This window comes from Micromonospora sp. NPDC049523 (assembly GCF_040676775.1).
Taxonomy (GTDB): domain Bacteria; phylum Actinomycetota; class Actinomycetes; order Mycobacteriales; family Micromonosporaceae; genus Micromonospora_G.
Map to the genome: position 1 here is coordinate 300,202 of NZ_JBFAPP010000009.1, position 26,174 is coordinate 326,375.

General features: G+C 71.1%; 26 protein-coding genes, 3 tRNA genes and 1 pseudogene. 15 read left to right on the top strand and 15 right to left on the bottom strand.

Annotated elements, in window-relative coordinates; all coding sequences use genetic code 11:
* Window positions 1-3 precede the first annotated feature (3 nt).
* The 4 genes from AB0J90_RS16955 (at window position 4) to AB0J90_RS16970 (ending at window position 1,354) form a co-directional block, all read left to right on the top strand.
* Window positions 4-825 carry a polysaccharide deacetylase family protein gene (locus AB0J90_RS16955; protein WP_363596725.1) on the top strand — a complete coding sequence of 274 codons (822 nt, stop codon included), beginning with the start codon at window positions 4-6 and terminating at the stop codon, window positions 823-825.
* A 133-nt stretch (window positions 826-958) separates the two neighbouring features.
* A tRNA-Glu gene (locus AB0J90_RS16960) sits at window positions 959-1,031 on the top strand.
* Window positions 1,032-1,097: 66 nt separating this feature from the next.
* Window positions 1,098-1,174, top strand: a tRNA-Asp gene (locus AB0J90_RS16965).
* Between the two features lie 106 nt (window positions 1,175-1,280).
* Window positions 1,281-1,354 (top strand) — tRNA-Phe (locus AB0J90_RS16970).
* A 199-nt stretch (window positions 1,355-1,553) separates the two neighbouring features.
* On the opposite strand, the gene AB0J90_RS16975 is transcribed toward AB0J90_RS16970, so the two are convergent.
* The 4 genes from AB0J90_RS16975 to AB0J90_RS16990 form a co-directional block, all read right to left on the bottom strand.
* The gene (locus tag AB0J90_RS16975; protein ID WP_363596727.1) at window positions 1,554-2,285 is read right to left on the bottom strand and encodes a glycosyltransferase family 2 protein; all 732 of its coding nucleotides are present in this window, start codon (window positions 2,283-2,285) and stop codon (window positions 1,554-1,556) included.
* Window positions 2,285-2,632, bottom strand: a complete 348-nt coding sequence (locus tag AB0J90_RS16980; RefSeq protein ID WP_363596729.1) for a DUF2304 domain-containing protein — start codon at window positions 2,630-2,632, stop codon at window positions 2,285-2,287. The genes AB0J90_RS16975 and AB0J90_RS16980 overlap by 1 nt, the downstream gene beginning before the upstream one ends.
* Before the next feature lie 182 nt (window positions 2,633-2,814).
* The gene (locus AB0J90_RS16985) at window positions 2,815-3,177 is read right to left on the bottom strand and encodes a hypothetical protein (RefSeq protein ID WP_363596731.1); all 363 of its coding nucleotides are present in this window, start codon (window positions 3,175-3,177) and stop codon (window positions 2,815-2,817) included.
* Window positions 3,174-3,755, bottom strand: coding sequence for a hypothetical protein (locus AB0J90_RS16990; protein ID WP_363596733.1), 582 nt, complete (start codon window positions 3,753-3,755; stop codon window positions 3,174-3,176). The genes AB0J90_RS16985 and AB0J90_RS16990 overlap by 4 nt, the downstream gene beginning before the upstream one ends.
* A gap of 140 nt (window positions 3,756-3,895) precedes the next feature.
* Between AB0J90_RS16990 and AB0J90_RS16995 the strand changes: the two genes are divergently transcribed.
* Entirely contained in the window at window positions 3,896-4,477 is a 582-nt protein-coding gene (locus AB0J90_RS16995; protein ID WP_363596735.1) for a hypothetical protein, read from the top strand.
* Between the two features lie 144 nt (window positions 4,478-4,621).
* Here AB0J90_RS16995 and AB0J90_RS17000 read toward each other — a convergent pair.
* A pseudogene (locus tag AB0J90_RS17000) lies at window positions 4,622-5,128 on the bottom strand (snapalysin family zinc-dependent metalloprotease); the annotation flags it as partial.
* A gap of 237 nt (window positions 5,129-5,365) precedes the next feature.
* On the opposite strand from AB0J90_RS17000, the gene AB0J90_RS17005 reads away from it, so the two are divergent.
* Window positions 5,366-5,881: an SRPBCC family protein gene (locus AB0J90_RS17005; RefSeq protein WP_363596737.1), complete on the top strand. Its 516-nt coding sequence runs from the start codon at window positions 5,366-5,368 to the stop codon at window positions 5,879-5,881.
* Here AB0J90_RS17005 and AB0J90_RS17010 read toward each other — a convergent pair.
* Both AB0J90_RS17010 and AB0J90_RS17015 read right to left on the bottom strand, forming a co-directional pair.
* A complete protein-coding gene (locus AB0J90_RS17010) occupies window positions 5,837-6,571 on the bottom strand; it encodes a DUF2786 domain-containing protein (RefSeq protein ID WP_363596739.1) in 735 nt (244 codons plus the stop codon). The genes AB0J90_RS17005 and AB0J90_RS17010 overlap by 45 nt on opposite strands.
* 178 nt (window positions 6,572-6,749) lie before the next feature.
* Window positions 6,750-7,139, bottom strand: a complete 390-nt coding sequence (locus AB0J90_RS17015) for a hypothetical protein (protein WP_363596741.1) — start codon at window positions 7,137-7,139, stop codon at window positions 6,750-6,752.
* Window positions 7,140-7,307: 168 nt separating this feature from the next.
* Here AB0J90_RS17015 and AB0J90_RS17020 point away from each other — a divergent pair, with 168 nt between their 5' ends.
* On the top strand, window positions 7,308-8,660 hold the full coding sequence (locus AB0J90_RS17020) for an ABC transporter substrate-binding protein (RefSeq protein ID WP_363596743.1): 1,353 nt from the start codon (window positions 7,308-7,310) through the stop codon (window positions 8,658-8,660).
* Window positions 8,661-8,781: 121 nt separating this feature from the next.
* Complete coding sequence (locus AB0J90_RS17025; RefSeq protein WP_363596745.1) at window positions 8,782-9,387, top strand: hypothetical protein; 606 nt, start codon at window positions 8,782-8,784, stop codon at window positions 9,385-9,387.
* A 31-nt stretch (window positions 9,388-9,418) separates the two neighbouring features.
* On the opposite strand, the gene AB0J90_RS17030 is transcribed toward AB0J90_RS17025, so the two are convergent.
* The 4 genes from AB0J90_RS17030 to AB0J90_RS17045 form a co-directional block, all read right to left on the bottom strand.
* Window positions 9,419-10,195, bottom strand: a complete 777-nt coding sequence (locus AB0J90_RS17030; RefSeq protein WP_363596851.1) for an enoyl-CoA hydratase/isomerase family protein — start codon at window positions 10,193-10,195, stop codon at window positions 9,419-9,421.
* Complete coding sequence (locus tag AB0J90_RS17035; RefSeq protein ID WP_363596747.1) at window positions 10,171-11,028, bottom strand: 3-hydroxyacyl-CoA dehydrogenase family protein; 858 nt, start codon at window positions 11,026-11,028, stop codon at window positions 10,171-10,173. Before AB0J90_RS17035 ends, AB0J90_RS17030 begins: the two co-directional genes overlap by 25 nt.
* Window positions 11,029-11,129: 101 nt before the next feature.
* Window positions 11,130-12,137, bottom strand: a complete 1,008-nt coding sequence (locus AB0J90_RS17040; protein WP_363596749.1) for a hypothetical protein — start codon at window positions 12,135-12,137, stop codon at window positions 11,130-11,132.
* 16 nt (window positions 12,138-12,153) lie between these two features.
* On the bottom strand, window positions 12,154-12,687 hold the full coding sequence (locus tag AB0J90_RS17045; protein WP_363596751.1) for a hypothetical protein: 534 nt from the start codon (window positions 12,685-12,687) through the stop codon (window positions 12,154-12,156).
* A gap of 238 nt (window positions 12,688-12,925) precedes the next feature.
* On the opposite strand from AB0J90_RS17045, the gene AB0J90_RS17050 reads away from it, so the two are divergent.
* On the top strand, window positions 12,926-13,213 hold the full coding sequence (locus AB0J90_RS17050; protein WP_326562093.1) for a hypothetical protein: 288 nt from the start codon (window positions 12,926-12,928) through the stop codon (window positions 13,211-13,213).
* A gap of 87 nt (window positions 13,214-13,300) precedes the next feature.
* On the opposite strand, the gene AB0J90_RS17055 is transcribed toward AB0J90_RS17050, so the two are convergent.
* A complete protein-coding gene (locus AB0J90_RS17055) occupies window positions 13,301-13,870 on the bottom strand; it encodes an RNA 2'-phosphotransferase (protein ID WP_363596753.1) in 570 nt (189 codons plus the stop codon).
* Window positions 13,870-14,649 carry a class I SAM-dependent methyltransferase gene (locus AB0J90_RS17060; RefSeq protein WP_363596755.1) on the bottom strand — a complete coding sequence of 260 codons (780 nt, stop codon included), beginning with the start codon at window positions 14,647-14,649 and terminating at the stop codon, window positions 13,870-13,872. Before AB0J90_RS17060 ends, AB0J90_RS17055 begins: the two co-directional genes overlap by 1 nt.
* Before the next feature lie 53 nt (window positions 14,650-14,702).
* Here AB0J90_RS17060 and AB0J90_RS17065 point away from each other — a divergent pair, with 53 nt between their 5' ends.
* From AB0J90_RS17065 to AB0J90_RS17085, 5 genes are all read left to right on the top strand, one after another.
* The gene (locus AB0J90_RS17065) at window positions 14,703-15,083 is read left to right on the top strand and encodes a PPOX class F420-dependent oxidoreductase (protein WP_363596757.1); all 381 of its coding nucleotides are present in this window, start codon (window positions 14,703-14,705) and stop codon (window positions 15,081-15,083) included.
* A gap of 188 nt (window positions 15,084-15,271) precedes the next feature.
* Entirely contained in the window at window positions 15,272-18,469 is a 3,198-nt protein-coding gene (locus AB0J90_RS17070; protein WP_363596759.1) for an FtsX-like permease family protein, read from the top strand.
* Between the two features lie 53 nt (window positions 18,470-18,522).
* Window positions 18,523-21,246 carry an FtsX-like permease family protein gene (locus AB0J90_RS17075; RefSeq protein WP_363596761.1) on the top strand — a complete coding sequence of 908 codons (2,724 nt, stop codon included), beginning with the start codon at window positions 18,523-18,525 and terminating at the stop codon, window positions 21,244-21,246.
* Entirely contained in the window at window positions 21,246-22,229 is a 984-nt protein-coding gene (locus AB0J90_RS17080) for an ABC transporter ATP-binding protein (protein WP_363596763.1), read from the top strand. Before AB0J90_RS17075 ends, AB0J90_RS17080 begins: the two co-directional genes overlap by 1 nt.
* Window positions 22,226-22,933: an ABC transporter ATP-binding protein gene (locus AB0J90_RS17085; protein ID WP_363596765.1), complete on the top strand. Its 708-nt coding sequence runs from the start codon at window positions 22,226-22,228 to the stop codon at window positions 22,931-22,933. Before AB0J90_RS17080 ends, AB0J90_RS17085 begins: the two co-directional genes overlap by 4 nt.
* Window positions 22,934-23,047: 114 nt before the next feature.
* Here the strand turns inward: AB0J90_RS17085 and AB0J90_RS17090 are convergent, their stop codons facing one another.
* Together AB0J90_RS17090 and AB0J90_RS17095 are read right to left on the bottom strand one after the other, a co-directional pair.
* Window positions 23,048-23,257 carry a BldC family transcriptional regulator gene (locus AB0J90_RS17090; protein ID WP_007073996.1) on the bottom strand — a complete coding sequence of 70 codons (210 nt, stop codon included), beginning with the start codon at window positions 23,255-23,257 and terminating at the stop codon, window positions 23,048-23,050.
* 347 nt (window positions 23,258-23,604) lie between these two features.
* Window positions 23,605-24,444 carry a hypothetical protein gene (locus AB0J90_RS17095; protein WP_363596767.1) on the bottom strand — a complete coding sequence of 280 codons (840 nt, stop codon included), beginning with the start codon at window positions 24,442-24,444 and terminating at the stop codon, window positions 23,605-23,607.
* Between the two features lie 205 nt (window positions 24,445-24,649).
* Between AB0J90_RS17095 and AB0J90_RS17100 the strand changes: the two genes are divergently transcribed.
* Window positions 24,650-25,732, top strand: coding sequence for a Glu/Leu/Phe/Val dehydrogenase (locus AB0J90_RS17100; RefSeq protein WP_363596769.1), 1,083 nt, complete (start codon window positions 24,650-24,652; stop codon window positions 25,730-25,732).
* Window positions 25,733-26,174 lie beyond the last annotated feature (442 nt).

A 26,174-nucleotide genomic window follows, 5' to 3' on the forward strand; every position in this document is an offset into this window, starting at 1 on the left:
ACGATGATCCGACCCGCCGCGCTCGCGGCCGGGCTGGTCCTGGTGGCGCTGCTCACCGGCGCCTGTGCCAACGATCAACACGGCCTGGCGGCTGCACCGAGTTTCGCGCCGTTCACCCCGGCCACCAGCGCACCGCAACCCTCACCCGCCGCGCCGGCCAGCCCGTCGGCCGTCCCGCCGGCCCCGACCGTCCAGCCGTCGCCGAGCCGCCCACCCGCCCCGCGCGCCACCGTCGGCCCGTACGACACCAGGCGGCTGACCGGGGTCAAAGGAGTGGCGTTGACCTTCGACGACGGCCCCTCCCCGGACTGGACCCCCAAGGTGCTCGACCAGCTCCGGGCGGCCAGGGTCAAGGCGACCTTCTGCCTGATCGGCTCGAAGGCCCGCAAGTATCCGCAGCTGGTCGCCCGGATCGTGCGCGAGGGCCACAACCTGTGCAACCACAGCTGGCAGCACGACCTCAAGCTGGGCAAGAAGTCGGAGGGGGAGATCCGCTCGGACCTGCTCCGGACCAACCGGGAGATCCGGCGGGCGGTGCCGGGCGCCAAGATCGGCTACTACCGGCAGCCGGGCGGCGAGTGGACCCCGGCGGTGGCGCGGGTGAGCCGGGAACTGGGCATGACCCCGTTGCACTGGGACGTCGACCCGAAGGACTGGGACAAGCCCGGTGCCGCCGCGATCAGCACACGGGTGATCGCCCAGTCCCGCCCGGGGTCGATCATCCTGCTGCACGACGGGGGTGGGGACCGCAGCGGCACGCTCACCGCCTGCCCGACCCTGCTAACCACTTTGAAACAGAAGTACGGGATCGTACGGCTGAAGTAGGTTTTGGGGGCATTCTGCCCCCGCCCAGTACCGGTTTGATCCAGCCGCCCGCGATCACGTATGCTTTCCAAGCCTCCGGCGGGGCCGGATGGGTGCAACTGCTTGAGTTGTCTTGTGCAATGATGGCGGGGCCGCCCTCATCGTCTAGTGGCCCAGGACGCCGCCCTTTCAAGGCGGTAGCACGGGTTCGAATCCCGTTGGGGGCACGTGCACCACCCGGCCAGCCGGCCGGTGCAAGACCGTAAGAGCTAGATGCAAGAATGTACGAGCTAGGTCCTGTGGAGCAGTTGGAGTGCTCGCCGCCCTGTCAAGGCGGAGGTCGCGGGTTCAAGTCCCGTCAGGACCGCCAGCGCCGCTCGCCGCGCGTAACAACGCGCGGCGTTCTGCGTTTCGGAGCATGTCACCCGTGCTGCGGCCACCCCGCCGGACAGGTAATATGAGCCGAGCAATACCCAGGCCAGGTAGCTCAGTTGGTACGAGCGTCCGACTGAAAATCGGAAGGTCGGCGGTTCGACCCCGCCCCTGGCCACATAGCCTTTCGCCGGGCTATCAGAGCAGCCCCGACCAGCGGAAACGCCGGACCGGGGCTGCTCTATTTCCATGCCCAATTCCAGTCGGGCAAATCACTTCACCGTCCAAATGGTGCGAGGGGCGCCCGCCGTCTGCGGGCACCCCTCCAGTTCGTGGTCCTTCTGTCCGCCGTGCGACGCGGATAGCGGGCACCGCAATCAGACCTGCTTCACCTGCTCCTGCGGCAGCGGGTAGCGGCGGATCAGTGCCAGCCCCAGTACGGCGACCGCGCGGGTCAGGTACAACGTGGCCTTCAGCGGGGACTGGCTGGGCGTACCGGCGACTCGGGGGCGCATGGCGACGGGGACCTGCAACACCCGGAACTTCGAGCGGGCGGTGTGCACCACCGTCTCGATGGTGTCGCCGAGGTACTCCACCGGGTAGGCGTGCGCGAACATCTCGATCACCCGGCGGTTGGCCGCCCGGAAGCCGGAGGTGGTGTCGCTCAACCGGGTGCCGGTGATCCGGCTCAACACGATCGCCAGCAGGCGCATCGCGTACCGGCGGGGGCCCCGTACGGTGTAGTCGCCGGTGCCGGCGAAACGGGCACCGATCACCAGGTCGGCGTGGTCCAGCGCGTCCACGAGCTGGGGTACGAAGCGCGGGTCGTGCTGCCCGTCCGCGTCGATCTGGATGGCGATGTCGTAACCGTGGTCCTCGGCGTACCGGTAGCCGAGCCGCATCGCCCCGCCGACACCGAGGTTGTACGGCAGCCGCAGCACGTGGGCTCCGGCCCGGCGGCCCTGCTCGGCGGTGCTGTCCATCGAACCGTCGTCGACCACGAGTACGTCGACCGTCGGCAGTTCCCGCTGGACCTCGTGTACGACGTCCGCGATCGACTTTTCCTCATTCCAGGCCGGAATGATGATGAGAACCTTCTTGCCCAGCATCACGAAAGGCTCTTTTCCCTGTCGAGTTCGCCGCGCAGCAGCGACACCTCTTCGGCGAGCACCCGGGTTTCCTCTTCCAACCGGCTGAGTTCCCAACTCAGGTGGATGGTGACCAGCAGGAGGAAGACGACCCCGCCGAACAGCACCAGGCTCACCCCGTTGACCACCCCGAGCAGGTCGGCCAGGCGGTCGGGCAGGCGGGGAAAGAATGCCAGCGGCAGTGCGATCACCGCCACGGTGATCAGCAGGGCCGCGTACTTTTCTCGTAGTTGACGCCGTCGGAGCAACTCGACGACGAAGGCGATGAGGCAGATACCGACAACGGAGGTGAGGACGGTAAGGCGCATCAGTGGGCGGGTTCCTCTCGAACCTGCGAGCCAATAGCGACACCGAGCGGTACTGATCTCCTGATCAGTACCGGTTCGCGTAGATCACGCAGGTGAGAGTAGTCCACGTTTGACATCGCGCGGGCGCGGCCCAATTCCGGGTGCCACAGTTGCCGGAGGTGCTCGGTGGGCGGCAGGTGGACTCAGAGTGCCACCACCGGAACCCCACGGCCTTCGTACTGGTCGGGGCGGCAGGTGACCACCAGACCGGTCGCGCCCTTCGCCTCGAACACCGCATGGCGTACGGCGAGTTCACCGACACCGCCGGAGATGGCCACCGCCACGTGTTCGGTCAGCGGCAGGCAGATCACGTCGGGCAGGTTGAGCAGGGCGTACCAGGAATCCCAGCCGATCGGCAGCACCGCGTTGGCGTCGTGGATGACGGTGGTGGGGAAGCCCAGCAGGATCCGGCCGTGTTCGGCGCGGCGGTAGAGGCGTACCAGTGGGTCCCGGTTGTTGAGGAATCCGATGAGTGCGGAACTGTCGAAGACGTGAAGTTGCTTCACGCGGCTGCCTGGTCGGGGCCGCCGTAGATACGCAGCGCCTCCTCCTGTGCCCGCGCCAGCGCCTCGTCCAGCCGTCGTTCGGCGTCCGGGTCGTCGAGGAGTTCGGTCTGTCCGAGGAGTTCCCGCACCCGCTGGAGGCGGGCCTCCAGCGGGATCTGCTGGAAGTCCCGCCGGCCGGGCCACTGCCGGTCGTAGTCGGCGACGATCAGCGAGGCGAGGTAGCGCTCGGGGGTGGTGTGACTGGTGAGGGCGAGCTGGTTGAGCAGGTCGCGGGTCTCGGCGTCGAGCCGGATGCGCTCGTCCACCTGTCCGGCCGCTCGATCGCGCAGGTCGTCGGTGGTGAGGTAACCGAGCGCGACCAGCGCGTCGGCCGGCTCGATGTCCAACGCGACCAGCACCGACCGCAGCCGGCTCGTCGGCTCGGAGCCGCGCAGGTCGCCCTCTTCCCAGGCCTGGATCAGGTCCTCGGGGAGCCCGGACCGCTCGGCGAGGGTCTGCTGGCTCCAGCCTTTGCGCAGCCGGGCGTCGTGCACGAGGTTCGCGAAGCCTTCTCCCCGGGCCGCCTGCTCGTCCGCCATGCTCGGATCCTAACCAGCACGGCATCGCCCTCGCCGTACCCGTCGGCGCGTCGCCACGGCCGACCCTCCTCTGAAACGTGACATACCAAAAGCCGGTCGGGCGTAGCGGGCGATAGCGCCCGCTGAGCACACTGCCAGTTATGACCTATCCATACCCGCAGCAGGATCCGTGGGCGGATCCGACGGAGGCGCATCCGCCCCCGCCCGCGCACCTGCCGCCGACGCTGCCGCTCCAGCTACCCGCGGAGCACTATCCGCCGACGCCCACCTCGCCACCACCGCACCACCCGCCCGCACCACCGCAGTACGCACCCCCGCCGCCGCAGTACGCACCGGCTCCGCCGCAGTACGCACCCGCGCCGCCGCACCCGCCCGCGCAGCAGTACGCACCGGCACAGCCGTACCCGCAGGCGGGCGTTCCGCAGCCGGTCTACGCCGTACCGGTGGTGCCGGCGAAGTCCACCGGGGTGGCGGTGGCGTGGGAACTGCTCCCCGGGCTGCTCGGTGTCTTCGGCATCGGCAACCTGTACGCCGCTCGGGTCGGCGTCGGTCTCACCCTGATGGTCTCGTACTGGGTGCTGTTCTGGATCAACTTCGGGCTGTTCTTCGTGGGCATCGGGTTCGTGACGATGCCGCTGACCTGGGTCGTTTATATGATCATTGGCCCACTGCTGGCCGCCCGTGGGGTGGCGGAGCACAACTCGGGGATCGTGGTGCGCTGAGCCGGGACGCTGGGCCGGACGGACCGCCGGGGCCGACCGGCGTCACCGCCGATCGGCCCCGTCCCGGGTACGTGGCTCGGCTCAGCTGCCGTTCCAGACGTACACCTTGGGGTTCGCCGGGCTGAGTTGTGCGGCCGCCGCCGCGCTGCCGGCGAAGAGCGAGTTGACCCTGGCCGCCTCGGCCGCGCTCGGGTTGGCGTTGGCGCAGGAGACCGGTGCGCTGCTGCCGGACATCAGGTCGGTGCAGCGACCGGTGCGGTTGTCGGGCAGACCGAGGATGTGGCCGATCTCGTGGGTGGCGATCCTGGTCCGGTTGTAGCCGTCGTTGACCGCCTCCCAGCCCATGTAGACCCGACCGGAGCCGAGCCCGGTCACGTACGCCCGGGGCCAGCCGTTGTCGACGTAGATGACCAGGCTCGCCGGGGTGCCGGCGACCAGCCGTACGTTGCTCACCCGGCTGTTCCAGATCTGGGCGGCCTGGGTGAAGTTGGTGGTGAACTCGCCGGCCCGGCTGGCGTCGTAGTAGACGGTGCGTACGGCGATGTTGGCGTCCGCCGCCGCGGCCGATCCGGTGGCGGTCTGTACGCCGATCATGGAGCAGGCCGCCACCAGCGCGGCCACGGCGGTACGGAGGAACTGTCGTCTGACCATCGCTGGCTCCTTACTCGACAGGACACGGAGTGGATCTCCGATTTGATCGATGAGCATTAATCTAGTGCGGGTGCCCGCGACGGCCCGCATAGCACTTGCCCCATATCGAGCGCGTCCACGGAGACATCGACTCCAACCCATCGCGACAACGGGTGACCGCGCGCTCGGCGCAGCGATTCAACCGCTGGTCGGCTGGACGCTGCGCGGGGGCCTCGGTGGCCGGTATGGTCCGGGCCTATGGGACAGGAGACCACCGACCCGGGCGGCATCCACCAGGACGTGGCGAGATACTCCCTGCGCAGCACCCTGCGGGTCCCGGCCTCGCCCGAACACGCCTTCGCCGTCTTCACCAGCGGGCTCGCCGACTGGTGGGTGATGGAATACACCTGGTCCGGCCCGACCGCCCTGGCCGCGATCGGTTTCGAGCCGCGGGCCGGCGGAATGGCGTACGAGATCGGACCGCACGGTTTCCGGGCCGACTGGGGTCGGGTGGTCCTCTGGCAGCCCCCGTACCGGCTCGTCTTCACCTGGCAGATCGGACCCGACCGGGTTCCGGTGCCAGATCCGGCCAACGCCAGCGAGGTCGACGTGCGGTTCGACCCGGAGGGCAACGACCGGACCAGGGTCGAGGTCGAACATCGCGGTTTCGACCGGCACGGCGAGGCCGCGGAGGGCTACCGCGAGGCACTCACCGCCGGATGGCACGAACTACTCTCCCGGTACGCCGCCTCGGTCAGCTCGATCACCAACTGACCGTCGGCGCCCGGCGCGCACGCCCGTACCGCCCAGGTCGGCGCGGCGACCGGCCTCGGCGCCCTGACCCGCGCCGCCGCCGGCCAGTCGACGGGTCGACGCGGTACGCAACCTCGGGTACACCTCGGCCAGCCGCCGCTGCACCTGCGTACTCCGATCGGCCAGCACCAGGGCCATCGACGTCTCCCCCTCCGCCGCACCCGACCGGTCCGCCGCGGCGGCCGACTCGGCCGCCCGCAACCGTTCCGCCACCGACCAGGCGAACCCGGCCAGCCAGGAGCGGCGGAACGCGGCCGGCTGGTCGCCCGGAGGCACCGGAGTCGCGGCGAGTCCGTGCGCGGCCTGCACCAGCAGGGACGTGAAGAGCAACTCCACCCGCTCCAGATCGCTCGCGAACCCGAACAGGTGCATCTCGAAACCGGAACCGGCCCGCCGACGTACGCTCCGGCAGCGCAACGCGCCCGCCACCGCCGCGAGCAGGCCCGCCTTGTCCAACGCGTACGGCGCCAGCAGTTCGACCACCCGGTCGCCGACCGGGTCGGTGGCCGGGTCCCGGGCGGCGAGCAACGCGCGGTCGACCCCGTACCGGGCGATCAGATCGGTGGCCTTGGCCGTGAACGCCGCCGCCTCGGCCTCGGTGCAGGCCGGGTCCTCGGCCATCGCCAGCAGCTTGCGCACCTTGTCGAGCATTCCCCCAGGCTCCCATCCGCGGCCGGGAACCAGGACGCGCGGGCCCGGATCGAGGGTCGGTGGCGCGGTTACCGCTTCCGGTGGCGCGAGTCAGGGCTTCCGGTGGCGCGGCTCAGGCCTTGCGGTGGCGTGGGTTACGGCTTCCGGTGGCGCGGCTCAGGGCTTGCGGTGGCGCGGGTTACGGCTTGCGGTGGCGGATGGTGGCCACGGCCGAGCCGGCGAGGGTGAGCAGGCAGTCGGGGAGTTGACCATCGGTCAACGCGGCACCGAAGAGCGCCTCGGCGGTGTCGATGTCCGCGTTCGCGTACGCGCTGACGAACCGGGCCACCCAGCGCGCGTCGTAGTTGGCCTCGTCGATGCCGGGAAACTCCAACGTCCAACTGCCGCGCGGCACCTGCTCGCCGACCATGGTGGCGGCAAGACGCCACGCCACCTCGTACGCCCCAGCGACACCGGACCGGTCCACCACCGCGTCGAAGGTGCCGACCACGGCGTCGCTGTCACCGACCAGCGCGGATCGCAGTACCGCGTTGGCGTCGTCCAGCGTGTCCTGGGGTTCGTCCATCACGTGCGGAAGGGTATGCCGCCAGGTCAAGCGGGCGCTCGGGAATGCCCGAAAGCTATCGGTCGGCGTATATTACCGCCGGGTAAAAGATCGATCTACGACCGCAGTCACATGGTCGGCCGGACGCACGCTAGTGTGCGCAGCGGACCTTCGGGGAGGAAGGACGACCTCATGCTCGTACCACGCGGCTCGCGCGGTGCTGCCCTTGCCGCCTGCGCAACGCTCCTGCTTGCCACCGCCGCCTGCGGAGGGGACGACGCGGAGGAATCCACCGCGCCCCCGACGCGGCTCTACGGTACGGACGGCAACATGCAGAACTCCTTCGTCAAGGAGTTCGACGGGCAGACCAAGCTGCTGGACGGCATGAAGGGCACCATCCCGCTCACCCCGCTCTCCAAGGACTTCATCAGCCGGGTCACCGCGATCGACCCGGCGCTGACCGACTTCCTCTACTCCGCCGAGGTCTACGACGCCATCGCGGTGAGCGCGCTCGCGGCCCAACTGGCCGGCTCGACCGCCCCGGCCGAGATCGCCAAGCAGATCAACGGCGTCACCGTGGGCGGCCAGCGCTGCGACTCGGTCGCGGCGTGCCTGACCATCGCCCGCACCGGTACGGACATCGAGTACCGCGGCGTTTCGCTCAACCGTGGCGGGTTCACCGACGCGGGTGAGCCGTCCACCGCCAGCTACGCCACCATGCACTTCGGCGAGCAGGCGAAGATCGACGACGGCAAGACCGAGTTCGTCGGCGCCGGTGACGAGTCGGCGGCCAGCACCCAGGCCCCGCCCCCGCCGAAGAAGCAGGTCGGTGGCAAGAACGACAAGCGTGACGGCTCGCCGCTCAAGATCGGCGGGCTGCTGCCGAAGACCGGTGACCTCTCCCTGGCGTACCCGCCGCTCGCGGCCGGCGCGAAGCTGGCCATGAAGGAGATCAACGACGCTGGCGGTGTGCTCGGCGAACCGGCGGTCTGGGTCGACGGTGACGACGGCACCAACCCGGACGTCGCGAAGGCGACCGTCGCGCAGCACGTCGCGGCCGGCGTACACGTGATCATCGGGGCCGCCGCGTCCGGGATCTCCCGCGCGGTGCTGCCGGACGTGGTCGCGGCTGGTCTGATCCTGTTCTCCCCCTCGAACACCGACGCCGGTCTGACCACCATCGACGACCAGGGCCGCTACTTCCGTACCGCACCCTCGGACATCCTCCAGGGTCGCGCGCTGGCGGACGTGATCATGCGGGACGGGCCGCACCGGATCGCCCTGGTCGCCCGGAAGGACTCGTACGGCGAGGGCCTGCAGGGCAACGTCAAGGCCGAACTGGAACGGGCCGGCTTCGCCGCCGACCGGGTCAAGCTGCTCACCTACGACCCGCCGGCCAAGCCGGACTCCCCGCCGGTCGACTTCGCCAGCGGCGCGCAGGAGATCAAGCAGTTCGGTGCGGACGCGGTACTGGTCATCGGGTTCGCCGAATCGGCACAGGTCATCAAGGCGCTCTCGGCCGCCGGAGTGCAGATCCGGCACTGACGGCGTACGCGGCCGTACTCGGGTCGGCGATGGTCTGGCACGTTTCCGGGAGCAACCGGGACGCCCGTTCGCCGTACGGTTTTCCCAACGCCGGACGAGCCGACCCGAAGGACACCAGACGATGAGCGACTTCACCGACAACCCGCTGGCCGAGGAGAACCACTTCGGCTCCACCGCCGGGCAGGAGGGCTTCGGGCCCGAGATCGACCCGGGGCCCGAACTGCCAGCGTACGACCTGGCGGCGTTCCAGCCGGAGACGGTGGTGGAGCACCACTCCGACGGCTCCACCGAAGTGCTCACCGACTTCGACGGCGACGGGGTCGCCGACCTGGTCCAGCAGGACCTCGACAGCGACGGTACCGCCGAGACCACCCTGATCGACGGGGACCACGACGGTGCGCTGGACACCATGCTGCGCGACTACGACGACAACGGCACCGTGGACCGGATCATCGGTGACGCCAACGAGGACGGTCTGATCGACCGGGTCGCGACCGACACCAACAACGACGGTCTGATGGACCAGGTGGTCCGCGACACCGACCTCGACGGCGAGCCGGACAACTGGGTACGCGACGTCAACCACGACGGCCGCCCCGACCATTCCGTCACCGACCTGGACGAGGACGGCCGCCCCGATCAGCTCGTCGTCGACACCGACTTCGACGGCGTGGCGAACCGGGTCGCCTACCTCGACTCGGACAGCAACCCGTACGGCAGCCGCTAACCGGGCGCGCTCCCGACGGCGGCGAAGCCCGTCAGCGGTTCCTCCGGTCCAGGAATGCGGTCATCCGGCGGTGCTTCTCCGGATCCTCGAAGAGCACCGCCTGGCTGACCAGGTCAAGCTGCGGGTGCGCCGCGGCGGGTGCGTCGACCGCCAGTTTTGTCAGCCGCAGGGCCAGCGGCGACGCCTTCGCGATCTCGTCCAGCAACTCGTGCGCGGCCCCGAGCAGGTCGGCCGGCTGGTCCACCACCCGGTTGACCAACCCGATCCGCAGCGCCTCGGCGGCGTCGATCCGGCGACCGGTGAAGAGCAGTTCCTTGGCCCGGGTCTCGCCGATCAGTGCCGGCAACCGGTGCGTGGCACCCGCACCGGCGATGATGCCGAGCCGTACCTCGGGCTGACCGAACGAGGCGCGTGACGTACAGATCCGCAGGTCGCAGGCGTACGACAGTTCCGCGCCGCCGCCCAGTGCCGGCCCGTCGACGGCCGCCACCGTGGGCAGCGGCAGCGCCCGGAGCCGGGCGAAGACGGCCTGGTTGATCGCGGCCAGCGCGTCGAGCCGGTCCCGTTCCCGCAGTTGGGCGATGTCCGCGCCGGCCGCGAAGATGCCGTCCGTACCGCCGGTGAGCAGCAGCAGTTTCGGGTCCCGCTCCAGCCGCGCGCAGACTTCGTGCAGGGCGGCGACCAGGTCGGCGTCGATCGCGTTGCGCTTCTCCGGCCGGTCCAGGGTGACCACCAGCCGGTCGGCCCGCTCCTCGACCCGCAGACCGGCGGATTCCACTGTGCTCACTGCTTGACCCCGTCCACCCAGCGGTAGAAACCCTGCCCGGACTTCTTGCCCAGCCGGCCCTGTTCGACCATCGACTCCAGCAGCGGCGGCGGCGCGAACCGGTCGCCGTACGCCGAGCGCAGCGTACGGGCGATGTCCAGCCGTACGTCCAACCCCACCAGGTCGGTGAGTTCCAGGGGCCCGACCGGGTGCCGGTAGCCGAGGGTCATCGCCTTGTCGATGTCCGCCGGGCTGGCCACCCCGTCTTCGACCATCCGGATCGCCTCCAGCCCGAGCGTGACGCCGAGCCGGGAGGTGGCGAAGCCGGGCAGGTCGCGTACGACAACGGGGTCCTTGCCCAGGCGGCCGGCGAGGGCGACGGCGGCCGCGGTGGTCTCCTCGGCGGTCGCCGACCCGACCACGATCTCGATCAACGCCATCGCCCAGACCGGGTTGAAGAAGTGGAGCCCGATGAAGCGTGACGCGTCGGGCACCGCACCCGCCAGGTCCGCGATCGGGATGCTGGAGGTGTTGGTGGCGAGCAACGCGGGCTGGTGCGCCGCCGCGGCGGCCAGCACGCTCCGCTTGAGGTCCGGCCGCTCCGGCACGGCCTCCACGATCACGTCCGGTCCGTCGGCCACCTCCGCCAGGTCACGCCGGAGCACCAACCGGGTACGCGCGTCCGCTGCCGCGTCGGCGGCCAGTTTGCCTCGCTCGACCGCCCGGTCGAGCAGTTTGCCCAGCGCGACGCCGGCCGCCTCGGCCCGTCCGGTGTCGACCTCGACCAGCTCCACCCGGTAACCGGCGGTGGCCGCCACGTACGCGATGCCGAGCCCCATCGTGCCGGCGCCGACGACAACAAAACGCTCGTTCATGATGGCGACCCTATGCAGTGCGGACGGTGCCGCCCAGCCGGGCCCCCCGGACCTGTCGGTGACCTACCCCTCGGCCCGACCGACCACCACAACGGCTCAGGTCAGCCCGGCACGGTCCCGGACCGCCTGCGCTCCCGCCGGACGAGATACCAGACGATTGCCGCGACCACCAGCAACAGCGCGATGGCGGCGCCGACCGAGAGCGAGCGTACGAGCGCGCCCCGCCCACCGGGCTCCACCTCCGCCGTGACCACCCCCGGCAGCATGACCGATCCCTCGCCGGTACGCTCCACGGTCCCGCTGAACAGGGTCATCCGAGCGTTCCACTGCCCGGCCGACAGCGGCTGATCCACCAGGGCGCTGACCTGCGCCCGCTGGCCGGGAAGGATGGTCACGCCGGTCTTCACCGCGAACGGCCCGGCCTTGACCGTGCCGGACCTGCTCACCAGGGAAAGGCTGCCACCCATGTCCAGGGCCCGGCCGCCCGTGTTGTGCACCTGGGCGGTAACCACGGGCCACTCGCCGTCGCCTCGTGCGGCGGCCAGGCCTTCGATTCGGAAATCGGTGGGCGGTTCGCCGCCGGCACCGATATCGAGGTACATCCGGATGCCGACCCGGTGGATCTGACCGACGTTGTCCTGCTGCGTCGGCGCCCTGGTGATCTGAGCCCAGACGGCGCCGTACCGCTCCCCCTTCGATGCGGTCTTCGGTACGGCGACGGTCACCGGTACCACCGCCCGCGCTCCCGGGGACAGGTCGACGCTGCTCGACTCCAGGCTCACCCAGCCGCTGAGTTCGTTGCCCTCTTGCCCGTCAGGAACGGTGAAGGAGTTCCGCTCCACCGAGGCGGCGCCGGCGTACAGCTCGACGTGTTGACGTTCCGGGGAGGAGTTACGTACCTCGACCCGGCGGTGGATCGTCATGCCGGGCTTGAGATGGTCGATGATGTACGCCCGGGCGCGCGGATCGTCCCCGCGGCTCACCGGGATGTCCAGTAGTTGCAGGCCGAGGCCCCTGGCTTCGGCCGGGTCCTGGCGCAGTTCGCGTTGCGCGCCGGCTGGTGCCGCGGGCACCCCGACCGCCAGGACGGCGACGGAGGTCAGCAGCACCAGCCGGCGGGCAAGGTCAGAGCACCGAATGTGTCACCGTCCCGGTGTAGGTGCCGCCGACGGCGTCGGGCGGGATGGCGACGGCCACGGTGGGGTTCCAGGTAGCGAAGTTGCTGCCGGTCCCACCGGTGTGGCTGAACGCCGTCCTCGGCACATTGATGATCACGGCAGCACCCGCGGTGGCCTGGCCGGGCGTGAAGGTGCCGGTGCCGGCGGTCGCGGTGGCGGGCCCGGACCAGTAGAGGACGTTGATGGCCGGGATCGTCTCCTCGGCGGTGCCGCCGCCGGTGGTGAAGTCGGACCCGGTGACGCTCGTGGTCCAGTTCGGGGTCAGCGACGCGCGCTGGTCGATCACGGTGATCGGTCCGAGCTGTCCGGATACGGTGGTGCCGGCCGTACCGGAGCCGAGGTTGGCGGATGCGGGCACGGTGATGTCGAGGCCACCCGCGCCGGTCACGCTGAAGGTGACGATGGTGGTGCCGGTGTCGTCGGCCCGCGCGGGTGCGGCCAGTCCGGCGACCAACGCCAGGCCCGCCAAGCCGGTTAACAACAGTTTCCTTATCATAAGTCCCCCGTGTCTACAAGGTGTGCATCGCGGCGTTTGTGAGCTTATCGAGGGGCCCCGCCACGAAACGGGGAAACAGGTGAAATGAGCCTTATGCACCGGCCGGGCCATTGGTCCCGTGACCTACGCGCTGTCCGTACCGGCCCGCTAGCGTATGCGGAGCCGCGGTCCTGGGTACTGCGGACCTGCACGCCTCAGTCAGCCGGAGAAAGGGCTTCCCTTCATGAGCGAGTCGCAGGCGACCACCGAGTCGCAGGAGATCGTCGAAACGCGGGGTGACGAGCGGGTCGACCTGATCCGCGCGGACACCAACAACGACGGCAAGGTCGACCTCTGGGTCGCCGACACCGACGGCGACGGCAAGGCTGACCTGTTCCAGTTCGACACGACCGGCGACGGCACGGTGGACATCACCATGGTCGACCTGACCGAGGACGGCACGCCGGACGAGGTGGTCGACGGCGACGGTGGCCACCCCCCGACCCCGGCCCCGCCGACCGTCACGGTCTGACCGCCCCTTGTTCTCCAGGAAGGGCCCCTCACCCAAGGGGCCCTTCCTTTTTCAGCGCTCCGGTGCTCGGTTCGCCGCCCCGGGCGGTCACCCCTCCGCTGGCCGGATGACGTCCGGCGGTACGGACGCGGTCAGCCACACCCCGTTGTCGCTGCGATAGAACTCGTGCCCCCGCGCGGCCAGCTTCGCCGCGTCGACCACCAGCACCGACACCGACCCGCCCCGGCGCCGACCGACCGTCACGGCCGTCGCCACGTCGACCGACAGGTGTACGTGATGCCGCCGCCCCGGCCGCAGCCCCTCCGCCAGGATCGCCGGTACGTTGACCGTCCCGGTGCCGTGGTACAGCAGCTCGGGCGGAGTGACCGGGGTCAGCCCCAGATCCACCGCCACCCGCGCCGAGTGCCCCTGGCTGGCCCGGATCCACTCCACCCCGTCCGGCCCCGTACGCACGGCGAAGCGCTGTTTGTCGTTGCCGGCCACCACGGCGTCGAGTTCCTCCGGGCTGATCGGCCGGCCGTGCCGGGACAGGGCGGCGATCAGGTCCGTCACCGGCACCCAGCCGTTGGCGTCCAACGTCAGCCCGACGCTCCCCGGCGCGTGCCGCAGCACCAGCGACATCCGTTTGCTGATCGAGCGCAGCTCGGCCGGTTCCATCAGCCCACCAGCCGCAGCGTGGCCAGGTAGTACGGGGCATCGGCGTCGTCCACGTCGACCAGCCGCCAGACGCTGCCCCGGATCAGCCCCGCCAGCTCGTCGGGCGTACAGACCAGGTAGTCGAACCACGGCGTACCCAGCTCGCGGTAGCGCAGCCGCAGGCGCAACTGCCCGCCGAGCCGGCCCCGGGCCCGGTTGCGCTCGTGGTAACCGGTGTGCACCGGGTCAGTGGTGCCGTACGGGTCGGTGCCGTGCGCGATGATCTCGGCGCCCGGATTCGCCAGGGCGGCCAACGCGGCCAGGAACGCCGGTGCCCGGTCCCGCCCCTCGATCAGCCCGAGGTTGTTGCCGAGCAGCAGGAAGGTATCGAACCGGTGCCGGTTGGTGGCGTACTCGTCCACGGTGCCGAGCACCAGGTCCCGTACGCCCCGCTTGCGGGCGACCCGGATGGCGCCGGGGGAGATGTCCAGCCCGGTGACCGGCACCCCGCGTTCCTGCAACTCCAGCGCGATCCGGCCAGCGCCGACACCGATGTCGAGCACCCGGCCCCGGACCCGCTCGACCGCCCGGTGGTCGTACGGCTGCCAGTCGGCGGGTCCGTCGAGGTAGTGGGCGGCCGGAGCGCCGTTGATCAGACCGTCGTCACGTTCGATGATCTCGATCACCGGGCGCGGCAACCGGCCCCCGACCAGGGGACGTGGCCCGACCCCGGTCGCCACCGCGAGGGTGTCCCGCAGCAACTCGCCGAAGACGTCGCCGACCTGCGGCTCTCCCACCATGGGGTAGACGCTATCGGTCGGCGCGGGCGCGCTTCTCGTCGTACCCTGCGAGGGTGAGCAACCTCGATCGCCTCGCGACCGCGAAGTATGTGCTGCTCACCACATTCCGCCGGGATGGTCGGGCGGTCGGGACGCCGGTCTGGGTGGTCCGCGACGGTGACGCGCTCGCGGCCTGGACCGCGGCGGACGCCGGCAAGGCCAAGCGGATCAGGCGCTCCGGGCAGGTGACCGTGGCCCCCTGCGACGTTCGCGGCACACCCCAGGGCGAGGCGGTGTCCGCGCGCGCGGTGATCACCGATCGGGCCGGCGCCGCCCGGATCCGGGAGTTGCTCCGGCACAAGTACGGCCTGGTCGCACGGCTGACGCTGCTGGCCAGTCGGGTGCGCCGGGGTGCCGATGGCGCGGTCGGCATCAGGATCGTCCTGCCTGAATGAGCTGGTAGCCTTGCGCTCCGCCGTTCTGCAACGAGTGGATCTCGATTAGGTATTCGTTACATCACGAACCCGCGGTTCGAAAGATTTCTGACGACCCCAGCGAACCTTTTTGACCCCCTCACCGATCAGGTGCGGTGAGGGGCGGTCGGACCACGTCGCCCGGACGGGCAACGAGGGGACGCGGTGGAATGAGGCTGGTGCTACGGCGCGCCCGTGCGGTGAGGGGCCTGCTACTCGCGGCGACCGGGGCGACCCTGATTGCCGCCGCCCTGCTCACCGGCCTCGCCGGATACAGCCGGCAGGTCGTCGACACGGGCACCGCCCGCGCCATCGACTCCTCCGCCCCGGAGGAACGGTCGATCCTGGTGCGCGGCTCGACCGGCGGGTCCGCGGACGCCCTCCGGGACCGCGACGCGGCACTGCGCAAGGAGGTAGCCGCGGGTCTCGCCGGGCTGCCCGCAGCGGTCTCCGCCGCCGGTTACGCCGCCGGCCGGCAACTCTCCGGCCCGGTCGGCAAGGCGGTGCCCGACGCTGACGGGGTCGTCTTCGGCTCCGTGGTCTTCCTCGACGGGCTCGCCGAGCAGGCCGAACTCAGCTACGGCAGCTGGCCGCAGCCGGGCGCCGACCCGGTGCAGACCGCACTCGCCGAGCCGGTCGCCAAGATCCTGGGCGTCGCGGTCGGCGACCGCATACCGGTCACCGACCGGGTCACCGGACGGGTCAGCAACCTGGCCGTGGCCGGCATCTGGCACCCACGCGACCCCGAGGCCGCCTACTGGCGACTCTCACCGGACATCGCGGACGGCCACGCGTCGCAGTCATCCACCTACGGCCCGCTGACCGTCGACCGCGCCGACTTCATCACCCACTTCGCCGCCAACGCCAGCGCCGCCTGGCTCGTCGAACCGGACCTGGACGGCGCGAGCGTGGCCCAGCTCGGGCGACTCGCCGACACGGTCCGCGGGCTCACCACCGAACTACCGAAGGCCGCCGGGCTCGGCACCTCCGGCATCACCACCACCGCCGTCGACCGGCTGGCCGAACGCCTCGAACGGGCCAACCTGGTCGGCCGGTCCGCGCTGGTCACCCCGATGCTGCTGGTCATCGTGCTCGGCGGCTACGCGCTGGTGCTGGTAGCCGCGCTCCTGGTCGAGCAGCGCCGGGGCGAGAACTCGCTGCTGCGGGCCCGTGGCGCCGCCCGCAACCAGCTCGCCGGCCTGGCCGTACGGGAGGCGACGCTGGTCGTACTGCCGGCGGCGCTGCTCGCACCACTGCTGGCAACCGAGGGCCTGCGCCTCGCCGACCGGGTGCCGATGCTCGCCTCGGTCGGGCTCCGGTTCGACGCCCAACCGGCACCGCTGAGCTGGCTGGTCGCCGCGCTCGCCGCGCTCGGTTGCGCGCTGGCCATCATCGGCCCGTCGTTACGCCGCAGCGGCACCTACGTCGCCGAACTCGCCAGCCGGTCCCGTCCCAGCCGGCGGGCAGTCGCCCAGCGGGCCGGAGTCGACCTGGCGCTGATCGCGCTGGCGGTGCTCGGCTGGCTGCAACTTCGGCAGTACTCCTCGCCGCTGGCGGGTGCCCGTTCCACCGGCCAGCTCGGCATCGACCCACTGCTCGCGGCCACGCCGACGCTGGGCGTACTGGCCGGGGCGGTGCTCGCCCTGCGGGTGCTGCCGCCGATCACCCGGCTCGCCGAGCGGTTCGTCGACCGCAGACCGTGGACCGCCACCATGTTCGGCACCTGGCAGGCCGGTCGACGCCCGCACGCCGGCCCGGTCCTGCTGCTCGCCCTCGCCGTCGCGGTCAGCACCCTGGCCTGGTGCCTGGCCAGCACCTCCGAGCGGTCCCTGCGCGACCAGGCCGCCCACCAGGTCGGCACCGACCTGCGACTGGTGGAGACGAGCGACGCCGCACCGGCAGGACGTACGGAGGCCCTCGCCGGCCTGCCGGGCGTACGCGAGGTGCTGCCGGCCTGGCGGGAGAGCCTCCGCCTCGGCCCGGACGCCCAACCGGCGTCGCTGATCGCGATCGACACCCGCGCCGGAGCCGACTCGATCAACATCCGGCAGGACATGGTCGACACCGGATCCCCCGCCGACCTGCTGCGTGAGGTGGGCCGGCAACGCGTCGAGGCGCCGTACACCGAACTGCCGGCCGGTGCCCGCAAGCTTTCCGGCACGGTGCGTACGACCGCCCGCCTGACCCAGTTCTCCGACGAGATCCGGACCGACGCCGTCTTCGCCGAACCGAACGGCGGTTTCCGCAGGGTGCCGCTCGGCACCAGTCGCAACGGTCGGGCGCTCCGCTTCGACGTCGACCTCCCGGCCGGCACCGGCCCGGTACGGCTGGCCGGCTTCGTCGCCGACACGCTCGGCCAGAACGGCATGCAGATCGACTGGACCCTGAGCCAGTTGACCGCCGGCACCGGTGACGCCGCCGGCACCCCGGTCGACCTGACCGTCGGCGGAAGTTGGCGGACCGTCGACCGGATCGACCGGCAGTCCACTGCCGCCGCCGGTGTCGGCGGCATGTCCACCCAGTACGAGGCCAACGACAGCGCGAGCTGGGGCGCCACGACGGTACGCGTGGCGATGGTCCGGCAGGCCGACACGGCGCCGATCCCGGTGCTGGTCACCCCGGCGGTGCTGGACGCGTTGCGACTCAAGGTCGGCGACCAGACCGGGCTCGCGTTCGGGCTGGCTGATGCTCGCGTGAAGATCGTCGGAACCGTCGCCTCGATTCCCGGCGACACCGAACCGGCGGCGATCCTGACCGACCTCCCCTCGCTGGGCAACCGGTTCTTCTTCGACCACGGAATCGTCCGACCGAACGAGGAGTGGTGGGTCACCACCGACCCCGCACAGGCGTCGGCGACCGCGGCGGCAGCGGCCCAACTCGGTGGCCTGGAGGTGCTCGACCGGCAGGCGATCGCCGACCAACTGGACCCGTACGGGGTGGGTGCCCGGGGCGCGTTGTTCGCCGCTGCGCTGGGCGCCTTGCTGCTCGCCGCGGTCGGCATCGCCGTCGACGTGAGCGCCACCGCCCGCCGCCGGGTGAACGAACTGGCGGTGCTGCACACCCTCGGCGCCGGGCACCGGCTGCTGGCCCGGTCGCTCATCGCCGAGCAGGCGTTCCTCTCCGGGATCGGGGTGCTGGTGGGCCTCGGGGTCGGGGTCGCGGTGGCCGCCACGATGGCACCCCTGGTGATCCTCACCCCGTCGGCGGACCGACCATCGCCGCCACCGCTGCTCTCCGTCGACTGGCCACCGGTGATCGCCACCACGGTCGGCCTGCTGCTGCTCGCACTGCTGCTCAGCGGGCTGATCGCCACCACCCTCCGGCAGCGCCTGGTCGCCGCCCAGCTCCGGATCGGAGACGACCGGTGACCAACGGGACACAGCGATCGGGGTCCGGACCGGCGCACACGAGGAAGAGGTCGATGAGAGCCAACAGGTCCGGTCCGGTACGCCGGCTGCGTGCCTTCGCCGCGCAGATCGGGCTGCTGGCCGTACTCGGCCTGGCTGCGGCGGCGCTGCTCACCGGTGCACCCCGACTGGCCAACGAGTACGCCGACCGGGGACTGGCCGCGGACGTGGCGGACCTGCCGTACCAGGTCCGGGACATCTCGTTGCCGTTGACCGCCAGCATCGACAGGGCCAAGACCACCCAGATCGGGGTCGAGGACCTGGACCCGTACCGGGAGAAGCTGCCGCAGCCACTGCCCGGTCTGATCACCGATCAGTGGTACTCGGCCGGGATCGAACCCGAGACGGTGGGCGCGTCGGGCGACTTCCCACCGTTCAACGGCGACAGCCAACCGGGGCTCGGCCTGCGGGCGCAGACCGGGGTGCAGGAGGCCGTCCGGATGGTTTCCGGTACGTGGCCGGACGCGACCGCCGGGTTGCCGGGCGGGCGGATCCCGATCGCGGTGTCCCAGCGGACCGCGAACGCGCTCGTGCTGGCCCTCGGCAGCCGGTTCGAGATCGGTGCCCTGATGGGCTCCGCCAAGGTTCCGGTGGTGGTGGTCGGGATCTTCGAGCCGCTGGACACCACCATGCCGGTCTGGAACGCCATGCGACTGGCGGTGGACCCGCAGATACCGATGATGGACGGCGAGCGGTTCCGGGCGATCGCGGTGACCGACTGGGCCGGGATGAACGCGGCCGGGCCGGTCCTCGGCGGGGTCACCCTCGACTGGCACTACCGGATCGACGAGACGCGGCTCGACGCCAGCAAGGCCAAGGCGGTGACCGACGCGGTGGTACGGCTGAAGCGGGCCTCCCCGGCGGCGGGCACCACGGTCGTCACCTCGCTGGACGTCTCCCTGATACAGCTCAGCGAACGACTCGCCTCCGTACGGGCGCTGCTCGCGGTGGTGGAGACCGGGGTGCTGGCCAGCCTGCTCGGCCTGATCCTGCTCGCCGCCCGGCTGTTGCTGGAACGCCGCCGCGAGGAACTGGCCCTGCTGCGCGCCCGGGGCGCCTCGACGGCGACCATCGGCAGGCACACGCTGGCCGAGTCGGTGCTGGTCCAGCCGTTCGCGGTACTCGCCGGCTGGCTGCTCGGCACCCTGGTTCCCGGTCGACCCGCGTTGACCGAGTGGCTGGTCCCGGTGCTCGCCGTGATCACCACGGCCGCGGTGCCGGTGCTGGCGATGGCGAGCCAGCGTCGGGTGACGTTCGTGGTCCGCCGGCAGGACCTGATCCGGCAGCGGCCGTCGGCCCGCCGGCTCACCGCCGAGATCAGCGTGCTCGTACTGGCCGGGCTCGGGGTGTTCCTGCTCCGGCGGCGCGGACTGGTGCCCGACGGCGGGGTGGACCCGTACCTGGTTTCGGTGCCGGTGCTGCTGGCGGTCGGCACCTCCCTGATCGCGCTGCGGGTGCTGCCGTGGCCGCTGCGGATGGTCGGGCAGATCGCCGCGCGGGCCCGTGGGGCGGTCGTCTTCCTCGGGCTGGCCCGAGCCGGGCGGGGTGCACCGGTGACCATCGGCCCGCTCGCGGTTCTGGTCATCGCGATCACCACCGGGGTTTTCAGCGGGGTGGTCGCGAGCACCATCTCGCACGCCCGGGACAAGGCGAGCGAGCAGGCCATCCCGGCCGACGCCAGGCTCACCGGGAACACCTTCGCCCCGTCGACGGGCGAACGGCTCGACGCGCTGCCCGGGGTGGACGCGGTGACCGCGATCTCGCTGGAGAACGCCCGTCGGCTCCGTACGGGTCCCAGTGCCTCCGATCGTGACCTCGGCCAGACCCAGGTGCTGGTGGTGGACATGCCGAGCTTCGTCGACGTGATGCGGCGCAGCGGCGTACCGGATGACGGGGTGCCGGCGGCGCTGCGGGACGCGAAGCGCACCGACGGCCCGGTGCCGGCGCTGGTCTCGCCGGCGATCGCGGCGGAGGTCGGCGACGGCGCGGTGGTGAACGTGCAGGGTCGGCTCTACGGCTTCACGTCGAGCGTGGTGGCGTCCAGCTTCCCGGGTGTGGAGATCGGGGTCGAGCGGTTCGTCGTGCTGCCCTGGCAGGCGCTGCCGGTGCCCGACTTCAAGCCGATCAACCCGACCCGTTACCTGCTCGCCGGGGACGGCTACGACCGGGCCGCGCTGCTGGCGGCCGCGGACGACGGGCAGCGAGAGTGGCGGGAGAGCGTGATCGGTAGGCCGGTCGACGCGCTCCTGGCCCCGGCGGCGGTGACCACCCTGACCGACTACCGGTTGGCGTTGGACCGGACCGGCGGAAACGAGCTGCTCACCCTGGCGTTCACGATCGGTGCGCTCGGCGGGAGCGGGCTGGCGCTGCTGGCGGTCGGATTCGCGGTGGTCGCCGAGGCGCGGACCCGGGGACGGGTGCTCTCCCGGCTGCGCACCATGGGGCTGTCCGGCCGGCAGGGTCGGCAACTGCTGGTGTACGAGTTGCTGCCGCTGGTCGGCGCCGCGGTGCTGGCCGGTGGGGTGGTCGGGGTGGCGCTGCCCGGCCTGATCGGACCGGCGCTGAACCTGTCCACCTTCACCGCCGGGGTGGCCGCCCGGACCCATCTGGACCCGCTGCTGGTCGGCGGGGTGCTGCTGCTGGTGGTGGTCGGTCTGGCCGCCGCGCTCGTGTTCGAGAACCTGGTCAACCGACGGATGCGCCTCGGCGAGGTCCTCCGGCTGGGAGAGGAAAACTGATGACCGCTGCCCTGACCACCGCCGTACCCGATCTTGCGGCGTTGCAACGCCGTGCCGCCGAACGGGCGGCGGAGCGGGCCGGCGGTAACGACCGCCTGCGTGGCCACATCGTCTGCGACGGCCTGGTACGCATCTTCAAGACCGAGGGTGTCGAGGTGGTGGCCCTGCAGGGGCTGGACCTGGTGATCGACCGGGGCGACCTGATCGCCATCGTCGGCGCCTCCGGCTCGGGCAAGTCCACCGTGCTCAACATCCTCTCGGGGCTGGACGTGCCGACCGCGGGCATCGCCCGGGTGGCCGGGTTCGACCTGTTGACCATGTCGGCGAAGCAGCGGCTGCGCTACCGCCGGAGCACGGTCGGCTTCGTCTGGCAGCAGACCGGACGAAACCTGCTGCCGTACCTGACCGCGCGGGAGAACGTGGAACTGCCGATGCGGCTGGCCCGGCGTACCTCCGCCCGGGCGGCCCGTAAGCGGGCGCTGGAGCTGCTGGACCTGGTCGGGGTCGGTTACTGCGCGGACCGGCGTCCGGGGCAGATGAGCGGCGGCGAGCAGCAGCGCTGCGCGGTGGCGGTCGCGGTCGCGAACGACCCGGAGGTGCTGTTCGCCGACGAGCCGACCGGTGAGTTGGACGAGGCGACGGCGGCCGACGTGTTCGGGGCGCTGCGCACCATCAACGCGGAGTTGGGCGTCACGGTGGTGGTGGTCACCCACGACCTGAACGTGGCGACCCAGGTCCGTCGTACGGTCGCGATCCGCGACGGCCGAACCGCCTCCGAGGTACGGCGGTCGGCCCGGATCGGCGCGGACGGGCTCGAGGAACTGGTCACCGAGGAGTACGCGGTGCTGGACCGGGCCGGGCGGATGCAGTTGCCGACGGCGTTCGTGGACGCGTTGGTGCTGCGGGACCGGGTGAAGCTCAACCTGCAACCGGATCACGTGGAGATCCGCCCCGGCGACGAACCTCAGAAGGAGCAGCCATGAGCAGCGAGGACCTGGTACGGGTCGAGGGTCTGAGCCGGTCGTACGGCTCCGGTGACCGGGTGGTGCACGCCCTGCGGGAGGTGTCGTTCCGGGTCGGCCAGGGCGAGTTGGTGGCCGTACGGGGCCGGTCCGGTGCGGGTAAGACGACCCTGTTGAACCTGATCGGCGGGCTGGACCGGCCGACCGCCGGCCGGATCTTCGTCGCCGGTCGGGAGGTGACCGCGGCCGGGGAGCGGGACCTGCTGGATCTGCGCCGGGACACGATGGGTTTCGTGTTCCAGTCCTTCGGGCTGATCCCGATCCTGTCCGCGGCGGAGAACGTCGGGGTGCCGATGCGGCTGGCGAAGGTGCCGGCGGCCGAGCGGGAGCAGCGGGTGTCGATCCTGCTGGAGATGGTCGGGCTGGGCGCGCACGCGGGTCAGCGGCCGTACGAGCTGTCCGGTGGGCAGCAACAGCGGGTGGCAATCGCCCGTGCGCTGGCCAACGACCCGCCGTTGCTGATCGCGGACGAGCCGACCGGTCAGCTCGACTCGGAGACCGGGCGGGCGATGATGGATCTGCTCCAGGCGCTGGTCCGCTCGCGCGGGATGACCGCGCTGGTGGCCACCCACGACCCGACGTTGATCGAGCTGGCGGACCGGGTGCTGCAGTTGCGGGACGGCCAGCTGGTCGAGGAGACCGATCTGGCGGTGGCGGCCGGCTGAGTGCCGGCGGGCGCGGGTGGGCGCCACCGGCACGACTCAGGGGCGGCGGGGTACGGTTTCCCGTATCTCCGCCGCCCCTGAGACGAAACGAAACGCGGCTGGCCCGGTAAGGGGTCAGTCGCCTTGACGCTGCTGGGGAATTTGCCCCTGCAGCAGGGCGCGAACCTCCGACTCGCGGTAACGCCGGTGGCCACCCAACGTTCGAATTGCGCTGAGTTTGCCCGCCTTCGCCCACCGGGTCACGGTTTTTGGGTCGACACGGAACATCGACGCCACCTCGGCCGGCGTGAGTAGCGGCTCTGGTTCGTGCGTACGCGATGCCATCGGTCACTCCTCCACAGGTGCCTATAGACATCGGCCGGGGTCCCGCCGGCCGACGCGTCTCCCATGGTCCGGCTAGTCCCCGATGTCCGACATGGGCCGAACGGCCGAACGTCCCTGGATGGACGGATGAACAATGACCGATTTATACAACTTTTCTATACTGAAACCTGTCTTATTCGGGCGCGTTGTGGCCCATCGTAACCTCAAGATTACGAGCAAACCTCACGTTGGAAACGCTCTCCAAGTCTCTGACCTGGGAGAACATGAACAAGTGTCGGGAAGCCGCATTCAACAAGATCAACACCGAGGCGTTAGGGGATTCGACCGGAAGCCCCTAACGGAACCCCCTAGTTGCAGCGCTCCAGCAACTGCACCGCGCGCCACCGGGCGACCAACTTCTCGTACACCTCGGTAGCGGCTTCCGCGTCGCCCCGGGACAGCCCGGCGAGACCCTCGGCGACCAACGCCGGAGAGTCGTCGTCGGCCAGCGCCTCGTCCGGCAGCAACTGCGTCAGGCCGCCGTAGTCCAACTCCACCACCGACCGGGGATGGAACTCCTCCAGCCAGCGGGCGCCCTCCTCCACCGCCTCGGTGATCGGCGCGTCCCCGACCGACTTGCGCAGCACCGCCAGCCCCCGCGAAGCCCGCCGCCGGGCCTTGGAGATCTCGGTCCGGTAGCGCAGCACCCGCCGCTCCGGCCGTACGGTCAGCTCCCGCTCGGCCGGGTCGACGAAGACGAACCAGCGCAGCGGCACACCCCAGGTGGCGATCTGCTCGTGCAGCCGGGGCACCCCGTGCTCCAGCACCCTGGCCCCGCTGCGGAAGTCCTCCACCACCGCCTTGGCCTGTCCGGCGAGGATCGGTGGCACGAACGCGTCGGCGAGCACCGGCGGCACACCGTCGCGGGCGCTCAGGGCCGCCTCGGCCACCCGTACGCGCAGGTTCCACGGGCAGACCAGCAGGGTGTCGTCGGCCTCCAGCACGTACGCCTCGTCGGGCAGGTCGGGCAGCCGGGTCCAGCCGGCACCGAGCGCCTCGATCACGGCCGTACGCTGCCGGCCCGGGCCCTCCAGCGGGGCGACCGCCCGGCCCTCCTTGACGTACCGGCGCCAAAAAATCTGCCGGTCCCGGTCGAACGCGGTCAACGGCTCATACACCCGCAGGTAGGAAGCGAAGAGCGACGGCACGGCGCGATCCTCCCATGAAACCCGAGTTCCCTGCCGCGACGGCCCCGATCCCGGGCCGTCGTCCCCGCCAGGTGGGACGGACCGTCCCCGGTCGGTACCGGCAAGGTGCGACGGCCGATATTAGGCTCGGCAGCACCGGCGTCACCCCGCCGGCACCGGAGAGGTCCGCGTCCCACAAAGACGCACACCGACATCAGGAGCAGTCATGGGCGTTTTCGCCAGCACCGACCAACAGGTATCGGCCGGGCATGAGCAGGTCGTCTTCTGCCAGGACAAGCCGACCGGGCTGAAGGCGATCATCGGCATCTACTCGACCGCACTCGGCCCCGCGCTCGGCGGGACCCGGTTCTACCCCTACGCCAGCGAGGCGGACGCACTGCACGACGTGCTCGACCTCTCCCGGGGCATGGCGTACAAGAACGCGCTCGCCGGTCTCGACCTCGGCGGCGGCAAGGCTGTCATCTGGGGTGACCCGGAGCAGCTCAAGACCGAGCCGCTGCTGCGCGCGTACGGCCGGTTCGTCCAGTCGCTGGGTGGGCGCTACTACACCGCGTGCGACGTCGGCACCTACGTGCAGGACATGGACGTGGTCGCGCGCGAGACGCGCTTCGTGACCGGCCGCAGCGTCGAGCACGGCGGAGCCGGCGACTCGTCGGTGCTGACCGCGTGGGGCGTGTTCCAGGGCATGCGCGCCGCCGCCGAGCACCAGTGGGGCTCGGCCACCCTCACCGGTCGCCGGGTCGGCGTGTCCGGTCTGGGCAAGGTCGGCAAGCACCTGGTCGGGCACCTGATCGAGGACGGCGCCTCGGTGGTGGCCACCGACGTGAACGAGAAGGCGCTGGACTGGGCGCGGCACACGTACCCGGAGGTCGACCTGGTCGCGGACGCGACCGCGTTGATCACCTCCGACATCGACGTGTACGCCCCCTGCGCGCTCGGCGGCGCGCTGGACGACGAGACCGTGCCCGCCCTCCGGGCCAAGATCGTGGCCGGCGCGGCGAACAACCAGCTCGCCCACCCCGGCATCGAGAAGCAGCTCGCCGACCGTGGCGTGCTCTACGCCCCGGACTACGTGGTGAACGCCGGTGGCGTGATCCAGGTCGCGGACGAGATCGAGGGCTTCAACTTCGAGCGGGCCAAGCTCCGGGCCACCCGGATCTACGACACCACCCGCGAGATCCTGCGCCTGGCCGACGCCGAGGGTGTGCCGCCGGCGGTCGCGGCCGACCGGCTGGCCGAGCGGCGGATGGCCGAGGTCGGTCGCCTCCGCTCGATCCACCTCACCTGACACCGGCTGCGGGCGGCCGGGGCCCGACCCCGCCCGCCCGCTCCCGACCACCGTCACCCCCGACCGCGTACGACGTGCGAGCTCATCAGGCCCACGTCATCTCCCGTGAGGTAACGGCCGGGTGCCGAGCCCCCCGCGGTCGACTTCGGGGGTGATCGGGCCGTGAGGGCCCGTTCAGAGCCGCTAGCGAGGCAGGCCAGCCCGCTCCGGCCGGCGTTCACGCCCTCGACGCCCCTTCGACGGGCGCCGGTCGCCGTCCGGACCGGCTGCACCCAGGGTGATTAGCATCGTTTCGTCCCCGATCGGGGTCTAAGGTCGGTCTCGACGGCAAGCCCGCAGCACAGGGTGATCGAGCCGTCATGACCGGTTTTCCGAGGCGGTCGTTACCCGGCCGAAAATGGCCCGGTCGGGTCAACCTCGACGCGCGGGCACCACCGGCGGT

Excerpts from the sequence above, each read along its gene's own strand:
- AB0J90_RS17085 (WP_363596765.1), top strand. The coding sequence starts at position 22,226 with ATGAGCAGCGAGGACCTGGTACGGGTCGAGGGTCTGAGCCGGTCGTAC.
- AB0J90_RS16955 (WP_363596725.1), top strand. The coding sequence starts at position 4 with ATGATCCGACCCGCCGCGCTCGCGGCCGGGCTGGTCCTGGTGGCGCTG.
- AB0J90_RS17035 (WP_363596747.1), bottom strand. The coding sequence starts at position 11,028 with ATGAACGAGCGTTTTGTTGTCGTCGGCGCCGGCACGATGGGGCTCGGC.
- AB0J90_RS17080 (WP_363596763.1), top strand. The coding sequence starts at position 21,246 with ATGACCGCTGCCCTGACCACCGCCGTACCCGATCTTGCGGCGTTGCAA.
- AB0J90_RS17060 (WP_363596755.1), bottom strand. The coding sequence starts at position 14,649 with ATGGTGGGAGAGCCGCAGGTCGGCGACGTCTTCGGCGAGTTGCTGCGG.
- AB0J90_RS17090 (WP_007073996.1), bottom strand. The coding sequence starts at position 23,257 with ATGGCATCGCGTACGCACGAACCAGAGCCGCTACTCACGCCGGCCGAG.
- AB0J90_RS17010 (WP_363596739.1), bottom strand. The coding sequence starts at position 6,571 with ATGCTCGACAAGGTGCGCAAGCTGCTGGCGATGGCCGAGGACCCGGCC.
- AB0J90_RS16995 (WP_363596735.1), top strand. The coding sequence starts at position 3,896 with ATGACCTATCCATACCCGCAGCAGGATCCGTGGGCGGATCCGACGGAG.
- AB0J90_RS17075 (WP_363596761.1), top strand. The coding sequence starts at position 18,523 with ATGAGAGCCAACAGGTCCGGTCCGGTACGCCGGCTGCGTGCCTTCGCC.
- AB0J90_RS17100 (WP_363596769.1), top strand. The coding sequence starts at position 24,650 with ATGGGCGTTTTCGCCAGCACCGACCAACAGGTATCGGCCGGGCATGAG.
- AB0J90_RS16990 (WP_363596733.1), bottom strand. The coding sequence starts at position 3,755 with ATGGCGGACGAGCAGGCGGCCCGGGGAGAAGGCTTCGCGAACCTCGTG.
- AB0J90_RS17070 (WP_363596759.1), top strand. The coding sequence starts at position 15,272 with ATGAGGCTGGTGCTACGGCGCGCCCGTGCGGTGAGGGGCCTGCTACTC.
- AB0J90_RS17005 (WP_363596737.1), top strand. The coding sequence starts at position 5,366 with ATGGGACAGGAGACCACCGACCCGGGCGGCATCCACCAGGACGTGGCG.
- AB0J90_RS17025 (WP_363596745.1), top strand. The coding sequence starts at position 8,782 with ATGAGCGACTTCACCGACAACCCGCTGGCCGAGGAGAACCACTTCGGC.
- AB0J90_RS17020 (WP_363596743.1), top strand. The coding sequence starts at position 7,308 with ATGCTCGTACCACGCGGCTCGCGCGGTGCTGCCCTTGCCGCCTGCGCA.
- AB0J90_RS17050 (WP_326562093.1), top strand. The coding sequence starts at position 12,926 with ATGAGCGAGTCGCAGGCGACCACCGAGTCGCAGGAGATCGTCGAAACG.
- AB0J90_RS16980 (WP_363596729.1), bottom strand. The coding sequence starts at position 2,632 with ATGCGCCTTACCGTCCTCACCTCCGTTGTCGGTATCTGCCTCATCGCC.
- AB0J90_RS16975 (WP_363596727.1), bottom strand. The coding sequence starts at position 2,285 with ATGCTGGGCAAGAAGGTTCTCATCATCATTCCGGCCTGGAATGAGGAA.
- AB0J90_RS17055 (WP_363596753.1), bottom strand. The coding sequence starts at position 13,870 with ATGGAACCGGCCGAGCTGCGCTCGATCAGCAAACGGATGTCGCTGGTG.